We start from the raw sequence: 21,600 nt of genomic DNA on the forward strand, positions 1-21,600 counted from the left end.
CGTAATTGCAAACTGTGTTATGCGAATCCCCTATTACTTGGGCAATGTCTTTAGGAGTAAAACCAGGTGTTTTACTTATCATTTGCCAAATAGCGTTTTGAGCTTCTCGGCTTAAATTGATTTCCATATGTGAATCCTTTGTATTTATTCACGTTTATTTCATTGATTGAATTATTGATAATTCAATCGTTATTGATTTGTGGCTGAAAGCGACACACGGTCAGCTTTGAGCTGGCCATCAGAATTAACCTCAAAGAGCGCCTGAGTTCTTGGTGGAATACCAAACTTTTCCCACTCCCAGATGGTTGTTCTCCCTCGCTTAATTTTTTTTGCCAATAGAGTGTTATTTTTCACTCCATAAAAAACTCGTAACTGTGCAACATTCATGTTCTTTTAACCGAATTAATTATGTTCGGTTAAGTGAAACATATATTCGTTTAGCCGTCAATAAATTCGTTCACAATTCCGAACAGATTAAGAGGAATATTTTATGGACACATCTGATCGCATAAATTTAAGAATGAGCGAACTAGGGTTGTCTCAAGCTGACCTAATTAGAAGTACTGGAGCTGGACGCGCTACAGTTCATGGCTGGGTTACTGGAACGAATAAACCTAGTGCGAAACATATAGGTGCTGTGTGTGCAGCTTTAAAAACTACACCTCAATGGTTGTTAGATGGAGTTGGTCCATCTGAAACAAGTAATGGCTCTATGACAAACATTGAAATTGATGTTTATAGTCCTGGCGACCCTATACCAGAGGGATATGTAGCTATTGATTATTATGATGACGTATACGTTAGTGCAGGTAATGGTTACTTGAATATCGACCATCCAAGTCCTAAAAAAATGCTTTTTGAAACAGCCTTAGTGAATAAATGCAACGTACACTCTAATGAAGCAAAAATTATCCATGTCCGAGGTGAGAGTATGCAACCAGTTCTTTGGGATGGTCAGCCTGTATCAATTGATACTTCAGCGAAAAAAATATTTGATGGTGAAATTTACGCATTTCAAGTTGCTGATGATACTAAAATCAAGTATTTATCCACTTGGAACGAACAAGGTGTAGGAGGTTTTAAAGCTGTTTCTGCTAATCCAGATAAAAACAGATACCCAGATGAATATTATTCACCAGATAGAATTGAAAGTGAAAATATCCAAATCATTGGCCAGTATTGGATGAAGATAGATACAAGGCGTATTAGACGCTAATTTTAGGAAGTTCTTACATCCAAAATCCATAATCCGAAATAAACTTGAATACCTTTATGTAATTAAAATTCATCAAATAAAAGAGAACACTATGATCGCAACACTTAATAAATCCAAAACTGCGCTAACAATTAATCGCCAAGAGTTTAAATTGGCTTTAGCTAAAATGGGCGAAGGTATTGAGAAGCAAATAGCTAAGCTAAAAAAAGCCAGACTTAGCTATGATGCTGGTGAGATGGCGCGAGAAGTGATTGCTGAAGCAAATATTTTTGAAGCCATTATTGAGGGGTTTAATGAGGCTGAGGAAACCAATCTAAAGCTTGCAGACATAACCAATATCGATGCTGCACAAGGTTGGATTGATGAGTTTTTGGAGAAGTATAAAGAATTGTAAATTACATCCACTAAATTAGCTCCTTGATAGTTCAATAAATCCAGTGTGAAAATTGACAGTCATATGGGAAAAAAATGAAATTTATAGAATTAATAATTATGCTTTTAATAGTCATTTTACTTTGGATTCCTTTGTTAATTAATTAGATAAGGCATATGAGCAAAATTAAAGAGAAAATATTAAATGCTATTGATAAAAATGAGAGCTTGCTCCTTAGTAATCATGAACTCAAAGAACTTAAAGAGGAATTAAATATTAGTAGTCCTACAGTTTCATACACTCTAAATAAGGTAATCAGAATGTGTTCTGAGAACGGTTTAGATGGCCCTTTAACAGGTAAAGAAGATTGATTTCAATTTCTAAGTAATTAAAAGATAAAGGGTGAGATAAATTATGAAACACATAATTATTTACAACGCAGCAAATACCAATAACCTTGATGAGATTAATTACTACGTAAAAAACTTTAAAAAACATATACAGGTCGGTCCTTATATTTGGATTGTTGAGGGTAATGTTTCCTCAACAAATATAAGAAATTACTTAGTAAATGAGATTGGTGCCAATGAATCTATTCTTGTTTTTGGTATCACCAAAGATTGGGCGATAGCCAACTCCATTGATGTAAGTGACTGGCTTGAAGATTAAAAAACTGCGAACCAGCTTAAATCATAAAGTGAAAAAGGGATATTTTGTGGAATTTAGTGATTATATTATTTATGTAGATGAGAGCGGTGATCCAACACTAAATGGTGTTAATTCAAAATACCCTGTATTTGTTTTGGCGTTTTGTATCTTCCATAAACGACACTATACAGAAAAAGTGATTCGAGACTTAGAGCAGCTAAAATTTAAGCATTTCGGTCACGATATTATTGTTATGCATGAAAGAGAAATTCTTAAAGGCACCGGGGACTTCAAAAATTATGCGTCCAAGGAGCAAAAAGAGTCTTTGTTAACTGACCTTACAACCCTTATGAGGGATTCAAATTTCATTTTAATTTCGTGTGTTGTACGAAAAGATTTGCTTATTGCGAAATACTCAACACCAAAAAATCCATATTTTATTGCTCTAGAGTTCGGCTTAGAGAGAATCTATCGATTTTTACAAGAAAAAAATCAACATAACAAGAAAACACACATTATATTTGAGCAGCGAGGACTACAAGAAGACAAAGATCTTGAACTGGAGTTTAGGCGTGTATGTGATGGTAAAAACTTCTCAAAAATATGCCTTCCATTTGAGATCAAAATGGCTTCAAAGAAAGTAAATTCAACGGGGCTTCAGATCGCTGATTTGGTTGCAAGACCCATCGGCAATCACGTACTTAAGCCTGAACAAAATAATCGAGCATTTGAAGTCTTAAAATTTAAATTGTATAGCTCTAAGGGAAGAGATGGTGCTGGGGATGGCTATATGAGATATGGCTTAAAAATATTTCCATAACTAAAAAACAAAAGGCCCTAAAACATTATTAGAGCCTTTTGCCGACTGGGAATCCCCGGTCCATGATTTAAATATAAATCATATATCATAATTTAGCAAATATTTTTCAAAACTGCGAACCCGACGCAGTCCTTAGAATGATCGGGTGGAGAATAAAATGAGTGATAGTATTACAGTTAGTCGTCCAATTGAAATTAAAGACAACTCAGTTGAGCGTGTTGCTCTGGAACTGATGGAAAAAATCGCGTACGCAGAAAGTAAAACTGGCGATGAAAATTACCGAAAACCCAACCCACGCGAGTATTATTTAAAGCTATACAATCAATGCCATAGAGTTGCCAGTTGGTCTGGAGTAGATGTAAAAGACATACTTTAATTTAATTTTTTGCAAATAGCTCCTTTTCAATTTTTTGAATACTATGAATGATATCTTCAGCATCTTTTATGCCTGACTGAATGAATTCAATAACAAGCTTTAGTTTTTCATTGTGATCTAACATGATGAAACTCCATCTAACCCACCCTGTGTGGGTTTTCTTTTGTCTATTAAAGCATAAGTTCGGGTAACAGCACAAAATAAACCGAACAAAACCGAATTTATTATTGACATATTTGTTCGGTTATACGAATATACTAACATCAGCTAATAAAAAAGCGCACCGACCTCGAAATCAAATGCGCTTTTTCAATACAACAGGTGAATTATGAACACAAAACCAAATTCAATCAATCCCATTGTTACACATCGTGTACAGCCTATGGGATTTTTCAAAGTCGCTGCAATAAGTGGTTTAGTCACTGTTGGTGCTGTTGGTCTTACGTACGACCAGAAAGCGACTGAATACAAGCCACCTATCACTGCTCCTAATGTAACGCCATCAGCTTATAGCGTTAGTGCTCTAAAACTTACCTCTGAAACTTCAGGCAAAGCGGTTATCAAACTTGATAGCTTCCTTGTTTTAGTAAGCTTTGATTTTGAAACACATCCTGATAGTTACGGCGTACCTGGTTCCGAATTTACAGCTATTGATATTACAAATTTGGCTGTTGAACAAATTACTGATGTAAACGGTAAAGATTGGAATGATTTCACCGATTACAACGATCACAGAAATATCAATCAGATGATTGTTGGTTATATCGAACGTAATCGATTGGTGGAGGCAGTTCAATGAAAACTTCTACTCAAAATTTCTCAGAATTTCAAGGTGATGAAAACGGTTTATTCCGTATGCGTCTTGGTCAATCGATCTATGTGCAAAAAGGATCTGATGTTTACTGGGTGAATAGATCAGGTGTTTTGATTTTAGTTTCAGAAGAAACCCACGCAACGAAACCTTGGATTCGTGAAAATTTCGAACGTGAACGCAAATTCCAAAAGCGTAAAGCTAAAGCAGAATTGTTTAACCAACCTTGCTTTAAGCGCACACCGTATTCCGCTAATCAACGTATTGCTTACAACAATACGAAATATAATTAAGGGGTTACATCATGGCTCTAAATATTATTTTCCCAGACCAACCTTTAACAGTTTCTTCGATTATTTTTTACTTATATACAGATCCTGGTTTAGGTAAGAGCTCTATAGCTCATACGGCTGATAAACCTGTTGTGTTTGATTTCGATAAAGGTCAGCACCGTGTAAATGCCAAATTACGCAGAGGTGCGATTGTTCCTGTTCCTCAGTGGTCTGATGTCTCTTTTATGGATGAAAAGGATTTAGCTCCTTTTAATACAATTATTTGTGACACTGTTGGTGCAATGCTCGACTGCATAAAAACTCATTTAAGTAATAACAAGGAGAACTTGCAACGAGACGGAAATCTGACTCTAAAAGCTCAAGGTTTGGCTAATAATTTATTTATGCAAACCGTAAATAAATGGATCTCCTTTGGTAAAGATGTTGTGTTTATTGCACATGCTACAGAAGAAGAATCAGGCAAGGAAAAACTGAAGGTTTTCCGACCTGATTTAGGTGGTAAAAACAGAAACATGCTTTACCGCATGGCTGACATGATGGGTTATATGCATGCCACAACAGATGCAGAAGGTAAAATGGATCGAATTATTTACTTCAATCCAAGCCCTACACATCATGCAAAAAATTCAGGTTATCTTGGGGTTAAAACTCAAAAACCAAATGGAATGACTGAGAACTCAGGGCAAGTATTTGTTCCAGATCTTGAATTTAATGGATTATTCCTAGCTTCATTAATTAAAGAAGCGAAAGACTATATCAACTCAATGACACCTGAACAGCAAGCAGAAGTAAAAGCAATTGGTGAGTTGGAGAATTTCCAACAGTGTTGCACAGAAGCTAATCATTCAGGTGACTTAAATCAATTAACCGAGTCGATAGATTCAGATCATAAATACAAAACTCAAATGTGGCATGCAGTTCAAATTCGTGGTCGTGAACTCAAATGCACTTTTGATAAAGAAAATACAAAGCGTTGGTATAACCCGCCTGATTTTAAAGGGATTAGTGATCAGCAAAGAGATGATTTGCAAGCTTTCATTGATGAAAGAGGTCTTGATGTTAAAACAGTTTGTGAATATCTAGGAATTGACGCACTTACGCAAATTGAGGCAAACAAACTTGATGCTGTTAAAGCTGAAATAGATGAATTGGCTAAAAAAGGTGTTACGGCATGATTGCATTGATTTTAGACACTGAAACCAACAGCTTAAACGGTTATCCAATTGAAATTGCTCATGTACCCTGCTCATTTGAGCAGGGAGTTTTTGAAATTCATCAAAAATCAGCTTTTGATGAATATTTTTCTTGCCCTGAGCCTATCGAACTTGGTTCATTAGCAACTCATCATATTCTTGAGTCTGATATAGCGGACAAGCCGAGTTATGAGGTTTTCCGCTTACCTGAAAATACTGTTTATTTGATTGGCCACAATATTGATTACGACATTCAAGCAATCAAATTGTGTGATTCTTCAATCAATGTAAAAGGCATTTGCACATTAGCTTTGGCGCGTATGGTTTGGGATGAATTAGAAACTCATAACCTTACAGCTTTGTATTACCACGTGATGAGCGGAAATTTAGAAACTGCTCGTAAGCATTTGAGAAATGCACATAACGCGCGATGGGATATTTATTTCACTGGCGTGATTCTACAAGTAATTGTCGAAAAGCTTGCAATTAAAGATATGAATTCACTTTATCAAATGTCTGAAATTGCCCGAATTCCCAAGCGCATTAACTTTGGTAAACATAGAGGTGAGCTAATTGATGAGCTTCCTGATTCATATATTGCTTGGCTTCTCAAACAACCCGATTTAGATCCATACCTAACTAAAGCTTTAAAAGGACAAAAATAATGCATACTTTTAATGGTGTTGAGGCAATTTCTGCTTTGCAATCTGGCAAAACTGTTTTATGTCGTCATATCGGTGGATTGCTTGATTTTGATGAGTTAAATCAATTCCCTGCTACTGTATTTTTTACAAATGATCATGAGTTCTGTATCAAACGTGAAACTTTTACATTGGCAGATATTAAATTTACAAAGCCTGTTCAACCGCATGATTTAGAGTCTGGGCAAGAAATTTTTATTGTTATGCCAACTTGTATCTTACGTACAAAATACGATCCTGAGCATGGTGATATATGTTTGAGTGTAGCAAATGGATTTGCTCAGTTGGACGAGGAAAATGCGAAATTACAGCTGCAGGCATTTGGTAAAACTTTTGGCTATATTATTACGGAAATTGAAGTTAAAGACGGTTTCAGTGAAAAGCCCAAAAAAGCAAGAAATACAAAGAAATCTGTTGAGCAAGAATCTTCACAAGTAGTTGAGAAAAAGCCAGTTATATCAATAGAATCAGAATTACAGCTCTACTTAGATGGCTTGCGTGCCTGCACAACTTTGGCTGAGATTGAAACTACTTTATTTAATGTTGATAAAGTGGGTTTTTCAGCTGAACAAAAGCTTGAAATTACGATGGCTAAGGAGAGAAAAATAGCTGAGTTTAATCAACCAAAAGCTATTGAGTCTCAAGAAAATATATCCCTCTCTGAAGATCCAATTACTTCAGAAGATAACTCACCTGCATTACATCCATATCAATCAGTAGTTGATGAGTTGATGGAACGTTTAAAAATCGTCAAAACTCCAACAGAAGCTAATGCTCTCTATAAATACACGGTTCACTGGACCGAGGAAGAGCGTAAGCCAGTTATGAGCGCCATCCATAAACGTTTAGCTGAATTCAACCCACCTGAAAAATCACAATCATCTTTGATGGTTCGCATTCAAGAATCAAAGACATTGGTTGATCTTGCAAAGCTTGAAGAGGAAATAATCCAGTGCGACCCGGCTATACATGAGCGTTTATTCAGTTATGCGAATCAAAGACGTACGGAATTGACTTTGAATAATGAATTTCCATGGGAAGAGCAGAAATGAAAAAAAGAATAAAAGTTCATCCATTAATGAGTGAAGCCTTTTTAATTTGGCTCACAAAAATTGGGTATAGAGGTGTTTCAGGAATTGAAGGGATTTCGTTTTATTGTTCTGTAGCTAATAACTATTTCCCAAGAAATGTAATGATTTTTTCAAACGGTCGCATGAATAAACCTGCCATCAAACTGTTTGAAGAATTTAAAAAATATGACCCTTTTAATGAGGTGGCGTGATGGAAAAACAGATCAAAATTCAAGACATTGATATCAGCACAACACCAAGTGTGATTGCTCAAAATGTATTTTTACAGGCTGTGTCACCAATTGTCGCAGTCTTAGAAAAAGATGGTCGTGAATCAGTAAAAGAGTTCACCTTCTGTTCAATGTGGTTGGCAATGGGTTTGTATATAAACAATTTAAGCACTTCGGACGCAGAGAAAGCATTAAAGCATGCAACCTCAAACGTGATTAAAGAGCTTAAAAAAATGCGAGGTGAAGGTTGATGGGTGCATTAAAAATTGAATCTGAATCAATTCAACATTTAACTAAACTTGTTGAGCAGCTAGTAAATCAAAAAGAAGAGCGTAGAATTGGACGGGCTGAATTTGCTCACATGCTGAACATTGAACCAGAGACTTTGGATCGTAAAATTAGAGAGGGTTTTATTACCCGTCCTTTTAAAGATGGTCGTAAAAGTTATTGGTTCCTGAGTTATGTTCAAACCATTGTAAAAGATACGACAAACAGTGCTAATATAGCCACCAATTAAGGTGGCTTTTTTATACCCTTTTAAATAGGTTACTTTAAGCACATTGAGTACAGAATTGAGTACGATATGGCATCAATTTAAAATTAGTTTTTAAATTCAAAAGGTTAAGTTTGATATGCTTCTAATGATCGATAATTACGATAGCTTTACGTATAACATTGTCCAGTACTTTGGCGAGTTAAACCAAGACGTAAAAGTTGTTCGCAATGATGCCGTGACTTTAGAGGATATTGAACGATGGCAACCAAAGTATCTGGTCATTGGTCCTGGTCCTTGCTCTCCAACTGAGGCAGGGATTTCTATTCCAGCAATTCAACATTTTGCTGGAAAAATTCCTACACTTGGCGTTTGTTTAGGGCACCAAGCGATTGGTCAAGCTTTTGGTGGCGATATTACTCGTGCCAAAACCGTAATGCATGGTCGCTTATCTGACATGTATCACAGCGATCAAGGGATTTTCAGCAATTTACCTTCACCTTTTTCAGCGACACGCTATCACTCCCTCGTGATTGATCAAGCCACAGTTCCTGAATGCCTTGAAGTTACCTGCTGGACCAATGAAACAGATGGCTCAATGGAAGAAATTATGGGTGTAAAACATAAGACACTACCTATAGAAGGTGTGCAGTTCCATCCTGAATCAATTCTGAGCCAGCATGGTCATCAAATCTTTAAAAACTTTTTAGAAATTTATGCGAAATGAGTGTAGTAGCAAATCATGAATATTCAACAAGCTTTAAATAATATCACCAAAAATATTGAACTCACTCAACCACAAATGGAAGAAGTGATGCGCACCATTATGCAAGGTGAAGCGACTGATGCCCAAATAGGCGCACTCATGATGGGTTTACGTTTAAAGGGTGAAAGTATTGACGAGATTACGGCTGCCGCGCGTGTCATGCGTGAGTTTGCGATTAAGCTTGAAGTCAGTGACATTCCTCATTTAGTCGATATTGTGGGTACAGGTGGTGACGGACAAAATCTATTTAATGTATCGACAGCATCCTCATTCGTCATTGCTGCTGCTGGTGCAACGATAGCAAAACATGGCAATCGAGGTGTGTCATCAAAGTCTGGTTCATCTGATCTTTTGGAACAAGCAGGCATCAATCTTGATTTGAATATGCAACAAACTGAACGTTGTATTCGAGAAATGGGGGTTGGTTTTTTATTTGCCCCTAATCATCACAAAGCAATGAAATATGCAGCGGGTCCTCGTAAAGAACTCGGTTTCCGCAGTATTTTCAACCTCCTCGGCCCGCTTACGAATCCGGCTGGGGTAAAACGCTATGTAATTGGTGTCTTTTCGACAGAACTATGCCGTCCTTTGGCTGAAGTGCTCAAGCAACTAGGCGCTGAACATGCGATGGTGGTCCATTCTAAAGATGGTCTAGATGAAATCAGTCTAGCTTCCTCAACCTATGTGGCTGAGTTGAAAAATGGTGAAGTGACAGAGTGGACAATTCAACCAGAAGAAGTCGATATTGAATCGCAAACCTTAACAGGGCTTTCAGTCGAAAGTTCAGCTGAAAGCCTTGCATTAATAAAAGATGCGCTGGGCAAGAAAAAATCAGCAAAAGGTGAAAAAGCAGCAAGTATGATTGCTTTAAATGCTGGTGCAGGCATCTACGTTTCAGGTTTAACCAATACCTATAAACAGGGCGTCGCTTTAGCACATGATATTATCTACGGTGGACAAGCTTTGGAAAAAATGAGCATTTTGTCTGAATTTACCAAAACGCTTAAAGAATATGAAGCTTAAGGATAGAAGGATTTGACCATGCTAGATATTGCCAATACGATTTTAGGTAAAATTGTTGATCGTAAACATGAAGAATTTACTACTCGTTTAAAACAACGTAGTTTAAAGGATGTTGAGGAGCTTGCTCATGCAGCAAGCCCTGTTCGGCATTTTGCACAAGCGTTACATAGTAAACGCCCAGGTGTGATTGCAGAAATTAAGAAAGCTTCGCCATCAAAAGGCATTATTCGTGAAAATTTTGATCCTGCCGAAATCGCTCAACAATATGAACAAGCAGGCGCTGCGTGTTTGTCCGTTTTAACAGATGTTGAATTCTTTCAGGGCGCTGATGAAAATATTCAAATTGCACGAAATCACTGTAATTTACCCGCCCTTCGTAAAGATTTTTTAATTGATCCATATGGCGTGATTGAAGCGCGTGCCCTACATGCAGATTGCATCTTGTTAATTGTGGCTTGCTTGTCTGATCAGCAACTTGAAGAAATGTCAAAAACGGCATTTGAACACAATCTTGATGTTTTAGTTGAAGTCCATGATGAAGCTGAACTTGAGCGCGCATTAAAACTTTCAGATCGTTGTATATTAGGGGTAAACAACCGTAATTTAAAAACCTTTGATGTCGATTTAAATACCTCTCTGCGTTTGAAAAAACAACTCGAACCTACGCGCTTATTGGTTACAGAAAGTGGTATTGCAACACCACATGATGTTCAAATGATGCAGGAACATGATATTCACTCATTCTTGGTGGGTGAAAGCTTTATGAAACAACCTCGTCCTGATCATGCTTTTTCAGCGCTGTTTGGTACACCTGAAAACATATAACTCTTGAATAAAGGGTGAGTCTGCTCACCCTTTATACCTGTATAGTTAGCCTCTATTGATAGAATTTTTTTAATGATTGAAAAGTATTTTATTTAACTTTCATCTTTTATTGATTGTTGCATTATGGTTTTACATTTTAAATATCAGTAATATTTACATAGATTGTTCTCACAAATACCAACAATATAATTTATTTTAAGTCTGCTTAGAATTGAGAATTGAGAATTGAGAATTGAGAATTGAGAATTGAGAATAATGAAATCTAAATCTATAACTCGCAGTTTTGTTTTTTTATTGTTAGTGCTGTTGTATTCGTTACAGCAAATGAGTTGGGCAAAGGAAATACCCATTTACACTGGTTCACCCTATTATATTGATTCAAAACGGATACTCTATTTTAATATCCCCCATCCATCTGAAGGTATCATTGCTGCTCAACTTGATCTTGATCAAATTTTTCCAAATATAGATATGGAGTTTCTTGAGCAAAAAAACTACCTGTTTAAAAACAACCAAATTCAAATTATCAGTTATCAAGGACCACCCATCCATATTGACTTTACTATCGACACCGAAAATAAAAAAGTTCAAAAATCAACATACCATCTTGTTTATAAAGGACAGGAACGTAGATTGCGCAAAGCAATCAACATTCAATCTCAACCGATTTCATTCGAAATACTAAATCAGTTTGAACAAAATTTTAATGTCAAATCTCAAGATTGGCTGGGTAAAAATTTGTCAGCAGAACCTTATATGCTAAATACATTAATGTTTTATGCGGCGATCAATCGTTTCGATGATATGAATGAATTTATGCAAAATCTAATTAAAAATCTCACTCAAAGTCAGGACGTCAATGATTATAAAAAAGCCAAAGCTTTATATCTTCAATATTTAATCGAAAATACTGAGTTTAATGATATTGATTTAATTATGGCGACCATCGACCATCATGATCTGGATTTTTTAAATAATATGAGACTTAGACAGCTCAACCAAATCGTGATAGATGAAATCGAACCCTACACATTTTATTTCACGATGTGTTCACCACTGGGTAAAGCAATACGCCTCAATCAATTTCAAACTGTTGCCCTTTTACTCAACAAAGGCGCTTCAATAGAAAAAGTCTGTATTTCAAAATTTAATGAGCAACAATCAGCATTAGAAGTTGCAAAGAAATATAAAAATAAACGTGTACTAAAATTAATCGAATCATATCTCAATAAACCATAAACTTCTTGGCACTATTAAATTTCACACCATCTTGCGAATGCAATTCAGTTCAAATTTATTCACTTTCAGACTATAATTAGCACCAAATATCGCCGTCCATTGTTTTTTGCAATTATGAGTAAGTCTGATTCTACATTTTCCAAGTCTCAACTGGATTTATTAAAGCAGTTCAAAAAACAAATCACTCATCCACACACGTCAAAAGTTGCAGCACAACCCGAAACCAAACATGTGCTTTCATCCCATGAAGATGACGTTAACGATGCCGATTTGTTTAAAACTGCTTTAACAGGTGTGACTAAACTGGATAACAGCAATATTGCTAAAATTGAGCGTAATGATGTCAGAAAAAAGCCAGATGCAAAAACGCTCGCAAAACGTGCTGCCGCTGAAGGTGCATTTGAAGCTGATGATGCTGAATTATCAGATACTCAAGCAATGCTCAACCCTGTTGCCAGTCAAGCTGCATTAAGTTATCGCATTGCAACACTGCAACATAAGGTTTTTGAAGATTTAAAGGCTGGAAATCTTCGTTGGTTTGAGGCCGTTGATTTACACGGTTGTACTGTTGAAGAAGCGCGTTCCGCAGTTTTACAAATCATCCAAATGGCAAAAGATGAAAATCAAAATGTCATTAAAATTGTGCATGGCAAAGGTCCTGAAGCAATTCTTAAAACTTATGTTAATGGGTGGCTTCGTCAGCACCGCGATGTTCTGGCATTTGTGAGTGCTCCTGAAAAACAAGGCGGTACTGGTGCTGTTTTGGTGCTACTTAAACGTGCTGAAAAAAACCCAAAGTTTAATCGTAATTCATAATCCTTTATTTGATTCAATCCCAAAATCTCCCACAGTGGCGGTTTATCTTGTAATTGAAAAAATTTATCGATTTTTCTGCTACAATGCCGTCCTTGTTCAAACCGTATAAGTGAACACGTTTTATGTCTATGCAGCAATCCTACGCAAATATTTTAACTGCCGTTGGCGAGGACTTAGACCGTCCTGGTCTGAAAGATACGCCTATGCGTGCGGCTAAAGCTTTTTCGTACTTGACGTCTGGTTATAGCAAAACGCTTGAAGAAGTGACCAATAATGCGGTCTTCCCTTCTGATAATGACGAAATGGTCTTGGTTAAAAATATTGAATTCTATTCTTTATGTGAACACCATTTACTTCCATTTCATGGTCGTGTACATATTGCCTATCTTCCGTCTGGTAATGTACTCGGTTTATCCAAATTTGCACGAATTACTGAAATGTTTGCACGTCGCTTGCAGATTCAAGAACAACTGACCAAACAAATCGCGGATGCTGTTGCTGAAGTGACTCAAGCACGTGGTGTTGCTGTGGTGATTGATTCAGCACATATGTGTATGATGATGCGCGGTGTAAGTAAACAAGAGTCAACCACACGTACAGTTTCATTTGTCGGTGACTTTAAAACTGATAAAGAAGCGCGTCGCGAGTTTCTTTCTGCTGTTCCAGAGGCACATTAAAACGTTTATTTGATTGCTTCAAATATAATTCTTAAAGCCTCAATCTACTGAGGCTTTATTTTACTTAGGATTTTATCATGTCTTCAATTTGGCTTGCTGGTTATGGATTAACACAAAGTGAAACGAGTGTAGACCATCCTCGTGCAGACCGTTTGGTACAGGGAAATCCAAAACGCCTTACAGAAAGCTTATATGAACATCCCAATATGAACTGTGGTATTTGGCGATGTGAAGTTGGTGCTTGGCATATTCAATTTGCAGACAATAAACAAGAATTTTTCCAAATGATTGAAGGCGTTGTTCGTCTACATGATCAACTAACCCAAACATTTATAGAAATCCAAGCCGGCGAAGCAGGTATTATTCCTCCCGGATTTAAAGGAACATTTGAAGTTGTAGAAGCCGTAAAAAATATTTTGTAGTGGTTGAAGTTTAATTACAGCAATCTAAAAAATATGTTTTGTTTAACAGGGTTCCTTCGCTGCAAACAAAGCAGTGCTTTGTTTTTGCTCATATACCCCAGCTCAACATGGCAACATCCGTGTCGACTCACGATAGAAAGACCATCGATGATTCAAAAGTACCAAATAAATGGATCACCAAATCTTCTTAAAATTTTTATACAAACCATAAAGTCTATTGGATAAGAATGATTGAAATCAAATCACTTGTCTAAATAGGCAAAAGGTTTGACTCTATTTTCAGTTCAGATGTATGCTTTAGAAAAACAAAATTGAGTTCTTTTTATAAATGAAAAATTTATTAATTTTTATCACAATATTAAGCTCCTCTACAGCATTTGCTGACAACTTAAATAGTCAACAACTCAAGGATGTTCAGCTTGTAATTGCGTTGTTTAAACAAAAAAATATCTCAGCGATTTCAAATCATATTGTTTATCCCTTAGCACGTGAAGAACCACTTCCAAGTATCCAAAACCCCACTGAAATGAAACAACGCTTTAACCAAGTGTTTGACGCTAAACTGATTCAAAATATCGCCAATTCCAAGCCATCACAGTGGCAAAGTGTGGGTTGGCGTGGTGTCATGCTGGATAGCGGTACAGTTTGGTTAGAAGGTCATCAGATTAAAGCCGTCAACTATAGTAGTGATGCAGAACAAAAATTAAAGGCACAACTTATATCCCAACAAAAACAGAAACTATATCCGTCACTGAGAAATTTCAGCAAACCAGATTTACAGTTCAAAACAACCAAATTTCAAATACGTATCGATGAAATGCCAAATGGTCAATATCGTTATGCTGCATGGGGAGTGAACCAATCACAAACTGAAAAACCTGATTTAATTTTAAATCAGGGTAAAGTTGTAATGGATGGTTCAGGGGGAGATCATCACTATATTTTTAACAGTGGTGGTTATCAATATATAATTTATCGAAATCTGTTGGGTACAAGTGAAACGCCTGACGTGCAACTAGAAGTCACTTTAAAAGCCAAAACAGTACTTAGTCAAAATGGCTATTTATTTTAATAATTTTCAGTTGTACCTAGCTAGTCAGGATTCTGTAAGATGATCCCAAAATACAGGTTTGGGTGGTGGTGAGCTCACATTCACTTTAGCCTGTAAATGGTTGGCTAAAATAGATGTCCATAATTGTATATAACGGTTAAAAAATTCATCAGCTTGCTGAATATTTTGACTTAGATGTCGATCTTCCGCCATTCCCCTTAAAAACCATAGTGTAATAATCATTAAATCACCAACATGATCTTGCTCAGTAATCGGTTCAAGATAGTGTGCTGCAGCACTATGCACAGTATGGTACGAAGCCATCCATAGTTTCTGTAATTTCTCAGCAAGTTCGGGTTCTTGACGACTCGCCACCAATAATTCTAATAATGCTGTGATCTCAGGTGTTTTGAGTAAATTTGCGCCTGCTGAAACAAGATCATGTAAACGATCATCCGATTGTTGCATATTCTTAATCAGTTTACCTAAGGCAATGTATATACGACGTACCAATTGCTCTGCTGTAGACTCCATCAGTGCAGCTTTGGATGGGAAATGATGAACTGGCGAACCTCTTGAGACTTGTGCAATTTGGATAATTTTACTAATTGTAGTTTTTGCATAGCCTTCTTGAATCAAACATTGTAATGTCGCTTCGATCAAACGTGCTCGCATTGCTTCACTACGTTCATTTTGACTGCGTCGAATAGCATTTGAATGAGATATATTCATCAATATTCTGCAACCTTATTTTATGAGTAATTTGAGCCGAATAAGACCTGATTTGTTGTTATTGATAGATGTCGGCAATTCATAGCTGGGTGCAATGTCATGTGCCTTACTCTATATTTATAAATCAATATTTACAACACAGTCCAATATTTCGATAAAGCACAATGGATTGAGCAACTCATCAAAGTTTGCTGATCTCATCAAACGCATTGTGCTTGATCTAGGTCTGCTGATATTTCATAAATGGCTTAGCTGTAGGTTAAAATTGAGCATAAAACCTATACATCGTAAGCATTAAACCAAGAAAATAGTGCGACTAATTTCTTAGTTTCATCGTGTAGGATCGGCTAAAAATACACCTAGTCGCAAACATAGACAAATGGTCAACAGACTCTGATATTCCTTATTGCTTTTTTTCTGACAATTGATAAATCAATTGTTCCATTTGTTGCATATACTCACGGTTATCGTGATCCCAAGGATGGAAATTAGGACGAAAATAATCAATATAATTTCCCAATTGTTTTCTCAGTGCACCTATATCACCAAAAGTATAACGATAGGCTTTTTTCCAACTTGAAATATCGCTGAGCTTTCCTTCTCCTTTGACGATATTAAGAAATACAGGAATCACCAATCCCCAGAATACAATGGTTGCGATTACCAAACCAAAGCTACGGATTGTATATGCATATGGACCCTGTCCCATTGCGGTGTTCCATACATCAAAAGCCACTGCTTTATGTTCTGTTTCTTCATAAGCATGCCAGCGCCAAATATTGGCATAATGTTGTTCTGCACCATCAAATAATTCAGGTGTACGCAATACTGAATCGGCCAATAACGCCGTAAAATGTTCTAACGCTATCGTCCCACTCAACCAAAAATAAGCGGGTAAATGCTGTTTTATCAGCCCAAAAATATCCAGTACGAGCGCTTCGAATTTTGGCGCAATGGGTGATCGAGCAAATAAAGCATTGTTGTACTCTTCATGTTCTCGACCATGCATCGCCTCTTGTCCAATAAATGCGGTGACTGCTTTTTGCAATTCAGGATCCTGAACTAAATCACGGTGTGCTCGAACAGCATCAATAAAGAAACGCTCTCCAATAGGCAATACAATGGAAAATGTATTTAATAATGCCGTAAAAATTGGACCTGCTGGTGTGTGCCAATCTGCAATCCGCTCTGCGGGCAAGTTAAATCTTACATCACGGCGAATCGGTAATGGTTCATGATATACCGCAGATTTAATAAATTTCGTTAATATTCCCATGGTTGATCCTGCCTCTGGCTGATTATCATTTTTTTAATTTAGCTGGTGCTGTATTTAGAATTTTACCCAATTGAATGTAATTCCATAGGTCATTTCGACTCATTTATATGTCATTGCATCCCTTTTATGGCTTTTATTAGAAAAAATTAATCTCGCCGATACATGGTAATGACACATGCTCCGCCTAATCCCAAATTATGCTGTAATGCAATACGGGCATGATTGACCTGACGCTGATCTGCTGTTCCTCTCAATTGCCAAACCAATTCGGTACATTGAGCCAAACCTGTTGCCCCAAGTGGATGTCCCTTTGACAGCAGTCCACCAGAAGGATTGGTGACAAATTTTCCTCCGTAGGTATTCTCCGCATCCCAAATGAATTTTTCAGCCTCACCTTCGGGGCATAGACCGAGAGCTTCATAGGTCAATAATTCGTTCGCAGTAAAACAATCATGCAACTCAATGACATCAATATCATCCACACCGATACCTGCAGCCTCATATACCTGTTGAGCGGCTTGTTTCGTCATGTCATATCCCACCATTTTGATCATACTCTTTTCGTCAAAACTTGATGCATAATCCGTGGTCATTGATTGTGCCGCTATATAGACTGGATTAGAAATCTGATGTTTTTTTGCGAACTCATCTGAGCAAAGAATAGCGGCACCTGCACCACAAGTCGGTGGGCAACATTGAAAACGTGTGAGCGGATCAAACACCTCTTCTGAAGCCATGATTTCCTCTAAGGAAAGTGTTTGACCAAATAAAGCATAAGGATTATGGCTAGCATGGCGGCGTGCTTTTTCAGCAATTTTTCCAAAGGTTTCTTTTTTTGTACCATACTTCCAACGATACTCTCGTCCTGCTCCACCAAACATTTGTGCCGCTGGTGGTGATGAATTAAACCCTTGAACATCCAACATGACTTGTGCATGTTGCCCCATAGGTGGTTCACGATCATTGAACTTTGCACCTAAGGCACCTTTTTCCATTTTTTCAAAACCCAAAACCAACACACACTCAGCCACTCCTCCCGCTATAGCTTGTCTTGCCAGGTACAAAGCACTTGAACCTGTTGAACAGTTATTATTGACATTTAAAATTGGAATTCCTGTTAAACCCAATGTATAAGCAGCCCGTTGCCCACATGTCGAATCACCATAAACATAACCTGCAAAAACTTGCTCAATCTCTTGATAGCCAATTCCTGCATCTTTTAAAGCTTTCTCTCCTGCTTCTTTTGCCATGACATAATATTCTTCACTCGCACCCGGTTTGGTAAACTTGGTCATACCCACGCCAATCACATTAACACGTCTTAGCATTCCTTAATCCTCATTGTTTTTTGAATTCAATCAGCAATTGTCCTGTGCTGATTGCGATTATTTGGATATCTCTAGTTGTATCTATTCAACGCTTATTTATTTTTAACTTCATATACGATCTGCTGTAGCCGCAAAACTGTCTGTCAGGATTTGCAAAAATGCAGGATGCTGAATATATCGAATAGCACCCTCTACCATCAGCTCACCATGCTGATATAAATCACGTAAATCTCGTTGCTTTGAAACCAGTGCATAAAAATGCTGATCCGTTAATGTTAAAATCACATCAGCATTGGGATCATCACCTTGTTGCACAGTGCCATTGGCAAAGTCTATCTTCCAAGATTGCTGTGGTTCAGTAATATGAAACTGATAAACATAAGGTACTTCAGCATGTATTTGAAAACAGGTTTGTAACTTACTCAAAAATTCAGATGCTTTGGCTTGCTGCTTAGTTGTCGTCTGCTGATGAGAAGAAATCGAAGCTTGTATTGGTGCTTGACCTGCTGCTACCCGTTGATCTCTTGCCTGAGCAATCAGTTTTTTATCCATATCCTGTAATATGACCAGTTTATTGGATGCCATCACATTTCCTGAAATTTTGAGCTGTCCGCTAAAAAATAACTTTTGCACATCAGCAAGCGAGCCATTAAATATAGTCTCTACATGTTGCTCATCCATTTCTAAGGTCACATCAGGGACAGCAATCTCCCCAGCACCTGCACCGCCCAAGTCATGTTTTAGGTCGATAAACCATGACGATTCAGGATGTTTAATCTTGAACTGAAATGTTGTATTCGTGCGTTCGACCATGTTTGGATGCATGTGGATATGTTCGTTTACAGCTGTAAAAACATCTGCAAGCGTAATCTCACGATGCATAGCAGTTAAAGTATCTGAATCAGAAGCGGTTGATAAATGCTCTTTTGCCGTAGCCATACGCTTCTTTTTAGCCGCTTCAAAACTTGAAGGATCAATTTTCTGTAATATCATGAGCTTATTCGATGCCATGACATTGCCAGAAATTTTTAATTGCCCCCCAAAAAAAAGTTTCTGTACATCAGCTAAAGTGCTTGTCACCACTGTTTGTAAATGCACTTCGTCCATTTCCAAGATGACATCTGGATGGGCAGTTTCACTTTGTATACATGAAGCAGGCGTATTCTTTAAATCCAACGTCCATATTGAATCTGGATTTTTGAGTTTGAATAAAAATTGGGTTTTAGTTTTATCCACCCACTCAGGATGTTGTGCGATTTGTTCTGCAATGACGTTAAATACATCTTCAGCGATTAATCGTGTTGGCTCAGATGAACTTTCTTGAGGGGGATCCGCTATTTTCTCTGAAGACTGTGCCATATCTGGAGCATGAACTTTGGCTTGTGGAATTTCGCTATACAATTCAACCGCTGCATTTTTGATGACGATCTCGTTTCGCTCTTTGACCCATGTTTCAAAAATAATTTTAGTGTCAGAAATTTTCCACATCTTGGTCAATAGTGTATCTCCAGGATAAACACTTTTCGCAAAACGTACTTTAATACTTTTAAAATAGCGACCATCATTGTTGCTAAATGCTTTTATCACATGTCTTCCACTGAAACCAAAAGTACACAAACCATGCAAAATTGGACGATCAAAGCCAAAAGCTTTGGCAAAAGCTGGATCTGCATGCAATGGATTCCAGTCTCCTGACAAACGATACAATAGAGTCTGGTTGATATCCGTTTTTTCTTCTATGACAGCATCTGGTTCACGATCAGGGGCAATATTGGTCGCTAAGGAGTCACCGCGATCACCTCCCCATCCCCCAGCGCCGCGGACAAATGCTGTCATTTCGTTATAAATTAATTCTTCACCACTTTCATCTTTAGAAGAAATCGCAAAAGTAATCACTGCATTCGGATTTTTATCATAAGCAGTTTTTAACTTAAAGGTATGTGTTAATTTTGCATGCGGTGGCAGTGGTCGTTTGATCTCAGTATATTGTTCACCATGTAAGACCCGATCAAAACCATAATTCATGCCTGGCAAGGTAATACCCTGTTTAGCCATATTCAGCATGGCATTCATTTGAGGCATCACACCATAAGTCGGGAAAGCTTGAAATTCACTCCCCAACTCATAGACATAGGCAAGTTCTGAATGATCCAAAGGATTTTGAGCTGCCCCAATCCCGAGTGCATACAAAGATAAATCACGTTCATCATAACTTGACTCAATTTCGAGTTGGGCTTTAGATGCGACATCTAAGTCAATAAATTCATTCCCCCCTAAGTTAGGATGTTGAATACCTTCAAGAATTGGGGTAAATGATTCTGTGGTTGAACTTGGGTGAGTGGATGTCGTGAAATCAGTAATTTTGTCCCACTGTCGGGCAACATCATCAACGCTCAATATATGCTGATTTGGAAAGACATAACCTTCACTGCGTTCCCAGCGTAGTTTTGCCATAAAACCTGCACCCACCTCAAATAAACTCTTCGTTTCTTTACAGTTTTCATGAGCGAGCCAAGCAACCAAAGGACTCACAGCTTCTGGTTGAAGTAAGGCAAGCAAATCTGCTGGCATCACAGTTTCTGTCAAACGGGATGCTGCCAAAGGCGCAATTGTATTAACTAAAATATTTTTATTGCGTCCCTCTTCCGCCAAGCAATTGGCTAAACCCAGTATCCCCAGTTTGGCAGCACAATAATTTGCCTGACCAAAATTACCATAAATACCTGCGGCAGATGTGGTCATGATGATTCGTCCATAACCTTTTTCACGCATAATTGACCATGCAGCATGAGATACACTTTTTGATCCATTTAAGTGTACCTGCATGATTAAATCCCAATCCTGTTCGGTCATTTTGGCAAAACTGACATCCCTTAAAATACCAGCATTATTAATCACAATATCCACTGTTCCAAAATGCGTTAAAGCTGTTTGCACAATCGCTTCACCATTTTCAACAGAATCATAATTTGCGACCGCCTCGCCACCGATTGCCCGGATTTCCTCGACCACTTTGTCTGCTGCAGTTGAGGATTGACCAGAACCATGTGCACCACCACCAAGATCATTGACAACCACTTTGCAACCTCGGGCAGCAAGTGTAAGCGCATGTTGGCGTCCTAAGCCGCCACCTGCCCCTGTAACAATGGCAACACGACCATCAAAGCGTAATTCTGACATTTCGATTCCTTGACTGATATCTTGTTATTTTGAACAATGAC

27 protein-coding genes and 1 pseudogene are annotated in these 21,600 nt (G+C 37.6%); 22 read left to right on the plus strand and 6 right to left on the minus strand.

Annotated elements, in window-relative coordinates:
* Window positions 1-189: 189 nt before the first annotated feature.
* A complete protein-coding gene (locus ACINWC743_RS21950; RefSeq protein ID WP_009587101.1) occupies window positions 190-387 on the minus strand; it encodes a hypothetical protein in 198 nt (65 codons plus the stop codon).
* Window positions 388-490: 103 nt separating this feature from the next.
* On the opposite strand from ACINWC743_RS21950, the gene ACINWC743_RS21955 reads away from it, so the two are divergent.
* The 6 genes from ACINWC743_RS21955 to ACINWC743_RS21980 all read left to right on the plus strand — a co-directional run bounded on the left by ACINWC743_RS21955 (window position 491) and on the right by ACINWC743_RS21980 (window position 3,433).
* Window positions 491-1,216, plus strand: coding sequence for a S24 family peptidase (locus ACINWC743_RS21955; RefSeq protein ID WP_009587040.1), 726 nt, complete (start codon window positions 491-493; stop codon window positions 1,214-1,216).
* 91 nt (window positions 1,217-1,307) lie between these two features.
* Window positions 1,308-1,610 carry a hypothetical protein gene (locus tag ACINWC743_RS21960; protein WP_009587050.1) on the plus strand — a complete coding sequence of 101 codons (303 nt, stop codon included), beginning with the start codon at window positions 1,308-1,310 and terminating at the stop codon, window positions 1,608-1,610.
* Window positions 1,611-1,765: 155 nt separating this feature from the next.
* Window positions 1,766-1,960: a MarR family transcriptional regulator gene (locus ACINWC743_RS21965; RefSeq protein WP_035301578.1), complete on the plus strand. Its 195-nt coding sequence runs from the start codon at window positions 1,766-1,768 to the stop codon at window positions 1,958-1,960.
* Window positions 1,961-2,003: 43 nt separating this feature from the next.
* On the plus strand, window positions 2,004-2,258 hold the full coding sequence (locus ACINWC743_RS21970) for a hypothetical protein (RefSeq protein ID WP_009587081.1): 255 nt from the start codon (window positions 2,004-2,006) through the stop codon (window positions 2,256-2,258).
* Window positions 2,248-3,057, plus strand: a complete 810-nt coding sequence (locus ACINWC743_RS21975) for a DUF3800 domain-containing protein (RefSeq protein ID WP_227510964.1) — start codon at window positions 2,248-2,250, stop codon at window positions 3,055-3,057. The genes ACINWC743_RS21970 and ACINWC743_RS21975 overlap by 11 nt, the downstream gene beginning before the upstream one ends.
* A 157-nt stretch (window positions 3,058-3,214) precedes the next feature.
* Window positions 3,215-3,433: a hypothetical protein gene (locus ACINWC743_RS21980; protein ID WP_009587087.1), complete on the plus strand. Its 219-nt coding sequence runs from the start codon at window positions 3,215-3,217 to the stop codon at window positions 3,431-3,433.
* Window position 3,434: 1 nt separating this feature from the next.
* Here the strand turns inward: ACINWC743_RS21980 and ACINWC743_RS25125 are convergent, their stop codons facing one another.
* On the minus strand, window positions 3,435-3,557 hold the full coding sequence (locus ACINWC743_RS25125) for a hypothetical protein (protein ID WP_009587084.1): 123 nt from the start codon (window positions 3,555-3,557) through the stop codon (window positions 3,435-3,437).
* A 204-nt stretch (window positions 3,558-3,761) separates the two neighbouring features.
* Here ACINWC743_RS25125 and ACINWC743_RS21985 point away from each other — a divergent pair, with 204 nt between their 5' ends.
* The 16 genes and pseudogenes from ACINWC743_RS21985 (at window position 3,762) to ACINWC743_RS22060 (ending at window position 15,064) form a co-directional block, all read left to right on the plus strand.
* Entirely contained in the window at window positions 3,762-4,232 is a 471-nt protein-coding gene (locus ACINWC743_RS21985) for a hypothetical protein (RefSeq protein WP_009587073.1), read from the plus strand.
* Entirely contained in the window at window positions 4,229-4,537 is a 309-nt protein-coding gene (locus ACINWC743_RS21990) for a hypothetical protein (protein WP_009587075.1), read from the plus strand. Before ACINWC743_RS21985 ends, ACINWC743_RS21990 begins: the two co-directional genes overlap by 4 nt.
* A gap of 11 nt (window positions 4,538-4,548) precedes the next feature.
* Window positions 4,549-5,712, plus strand: a complete 1,164-nt coding sequence (locus tag ACINWC743_RS21995; protein WP_009587070.1) for an ATP-binding protein — start codon at window positions 4,549-4,551, stop codon at window positions 5,710-5,712.
* Window positions 5,709-6,395, plus strand: a complete 687-nt coding sequence (locus ACINWC743_RS22000; RefSeq protein ID WP_009587104.1) for a 3'-5' exonuclease — start codon at window positions 5,709-5,711, stop codon at window positions 6,393-6,395. Before ACINWC743_RS21995 ends, ACINWC743_RS22000 begins: the two co-directional genes overlap by 4 nt.
* A complete protein-coding gene (locus ACINWC743_RS22005) occupies window positions 6,395-7,483 on the plus strand; it encodes a hypothetical protein (RefSeq protein WP_009587038.1) in 1,089 nt (362 codons plus the stop codon). Before ACINWC743_RS22000 ends, ACINWC743_RS22005 begins: the two co-directional genes overlap by 1 nt.
* Window positions 7,465-7,713 (plus strand): hypothetical protein, encoded by a 249-nt coding sequence (locus ACINWC743_RS22010; RefSeq protein WP_009587059.1) that lies wholly within the window; start codon window positions 7,465-7,467, stop codon window positions 7,711-7,713. Before ACINWC743_RS22005 ends, ACINWC743_RS22010 begins: the two co-directional genes overlap by 19 nt.
* On the plus strand, window positions 7,713-7,982 hold the full coding sequence (locus tag ACINWC743_RS22015; RefSeq protein WP_004828875.1) for a hypothetical protein: 270 nt from the start codon (window positions 7,713-7,715) through the stop codon (window positions 7,980-7,982). The genes ACINWC743_RS22010 and ACINWC743_RS22015 overlap by 1 nt, the downstream gene beginning before the upstream one ends.
* Window positions 7,982-8,248, plus strand: coding sequence for a hypothetical protein (locus ACINWC743_RS22020; protein ID WP_004828877.1), 267 nt, complete (start codon window positions 7,982-7,984; stop codon window positions 8,246-8,248). The genes ACINWC743_RS22015 and ACINWC743_RS22020 overlap by 1 nt, the downstream gene beginning before the upstream one ends.
* 115 nt (window positions 8,249-8,363) lie before the next feature.
* Window positions 8,364-8,951, plus strand: coding sequence for an anthranilate synthase component II (locus tag ACINWC743_RS22025; RefSeq protein WP_035301579.1), 588 nt, complete (start codon window positions 8,364-8,366; stop codon window positions 8,949-8,951).
* Between the two features lie 15 nt (window positions 8,952-8,966).
* Window positions 8,967-10,013: an anthranilate phosphoribosyltransferase gene (gene trpD / locus ACINWC743_RS22030; protein ID WP_009587082.1), complete on the plus strand. Its 1,047-nt coding sequence runs from the start codon at window positions 8,967-8,969 to the stop codon at window positions 10,011-10,013.
* A gap of 18 nt (window positions 10,014-10,031) precedes the next feature.
* Window positions 10,032-10,838, plus strand: coding sequence for an indole-3-glycerol phosphate synthase TrpC (trpC, locus tag ACINWC743_RS22035; protein WP_009587067.1), 807 nt, complete (start codon window positions 10,032-10,034; stop codon window positions 10,836-10,838).
* 255 nt (window positions 10,839-11,093) lie between these two features.
* Window positions 11,094-12,077: a hypothetical protein gene (locus tag ACINWC743_RS22040; protein ID WP_009587071.1), complete on the plus strand. Its 984-nt coding sequence runs from the start codon at window positions 11,094-11,096 to the stop codon at window positions 12,075-12,077.
* 114 nt (window positions 12,078-12,191) lie between these two features.
* Window positions 12,192-12,893, plus strand: a complete 702-nt coding sequence (locus tag ACINWC743_RS22045) for a Smr/MutS family protein (RefSeq protein ID WP_005032424.1) — start codon at window positions 12,192-12,194, stop codon at window positions 12,891-12,893.
* 128 nt (window positions 12,894-13,021) lie between these two features.
* A complete protein-coding gene (gene folE / locus ACINWC743_RS22050; RefSeq protein WP_171064926.1) occupies window positions 13,022-13,570 on the plus strand; it encodes a GTP cyclohydrolase I FolE in 549 nt (182 codons plus the stop codon).
* 77 nt (window positions 13,571-13,647) lie between these two features.
* A pseudogene (locus tag ACINWC743_RS22055) lies at window positions 13,648-14,006 on the plus strand (cupin domain-containing protein).
* Window positions 14,007-14,320: 314 nt separating this feature from the next.
* Window positions 14,321-15,064 (plus strand): hypothetical protein, encoded by a 744-nt coding sequence (locus tag ACINWC743_RS22060; protein WP_009587092.1) that lies wholly within the window; start codon window positions 14,321-14,323, stop codon window positions 15,062-15,064.
* A 24-nt stretch (window positions 15,065-15,088) separates the two neighbouring features.
* Here ACINWC743_RS22060 and ACINWC743_RS22065 read toward each other — a convergent pair whose 3' ends face one another.
* The 4 genes from ACINWC743_RS22065 to ACINWC743_RS22080 form a co-directional block, all read right to left on the minus strand.
* A complete protein-coding gene (locus tag ACINWC743_RS22065) occupies window positions 15,089-15,775 on the minus strand; it encodes a TetR/AcrR family transcriptional regulator (RefSeq protein WP_009587105.1) in 687 nt (228 codons plus the stop codon).
* A gap of 403 nt (window positions 15,776-16,178) precedes the next feature.
* Window positions 16,179-17,051 carry a metal-dependent hydrolase gene (locus tag ACINWC743_RS22070; protein ID WP_005032431.1) on the minus strand — a complete coding sequence of 291 codons (873 nt, stop codon included), beginning with the start codon at window positions 17,049-17,051 and terminating at the stop codon, window positions 16,179-16,181.
* A 146-nt stretch (window positions 17,052-17,197) separates the two neighbouring features.
* A complete protein-coding gene (locus tag ACINWC743_RS22075; protein WP_009587080.1) occupies window positions 17,198-18,379 on the minus strand; it encodes a lipid-transfer protein in 1,182 nt (393 codons plus the stop codon).
* A 108-nt stretch (window positions 18,380-18,487) separates the two neighbouring features.
* Window positions 18,488-21,559 (minus strand): peroxisomal multifunctional enzyme type 2, encoded by a 3,072-nt coding sequence (locus ACINWC743_RS22080; RefSeq protein ID WP_009587042.1) that lies wholly within the window; start codon window positions 21,557-21,559, stop codon window positions 18,488-18,490.
* Window positions 21,560-21,600 lie beyond the last annotated feature (41 nt).

The organism is Acinetobacter sp. WC-743, assembly GCF_000335555.1.
In the GTDB taxonomy this organism is placed as follows: Bacteria; Pseudomonadota; Gammaproteobacteria; order Pseudomonadales; family Moraxellaceae; genus Acinetobacter; species Acinetobacter bereziniae.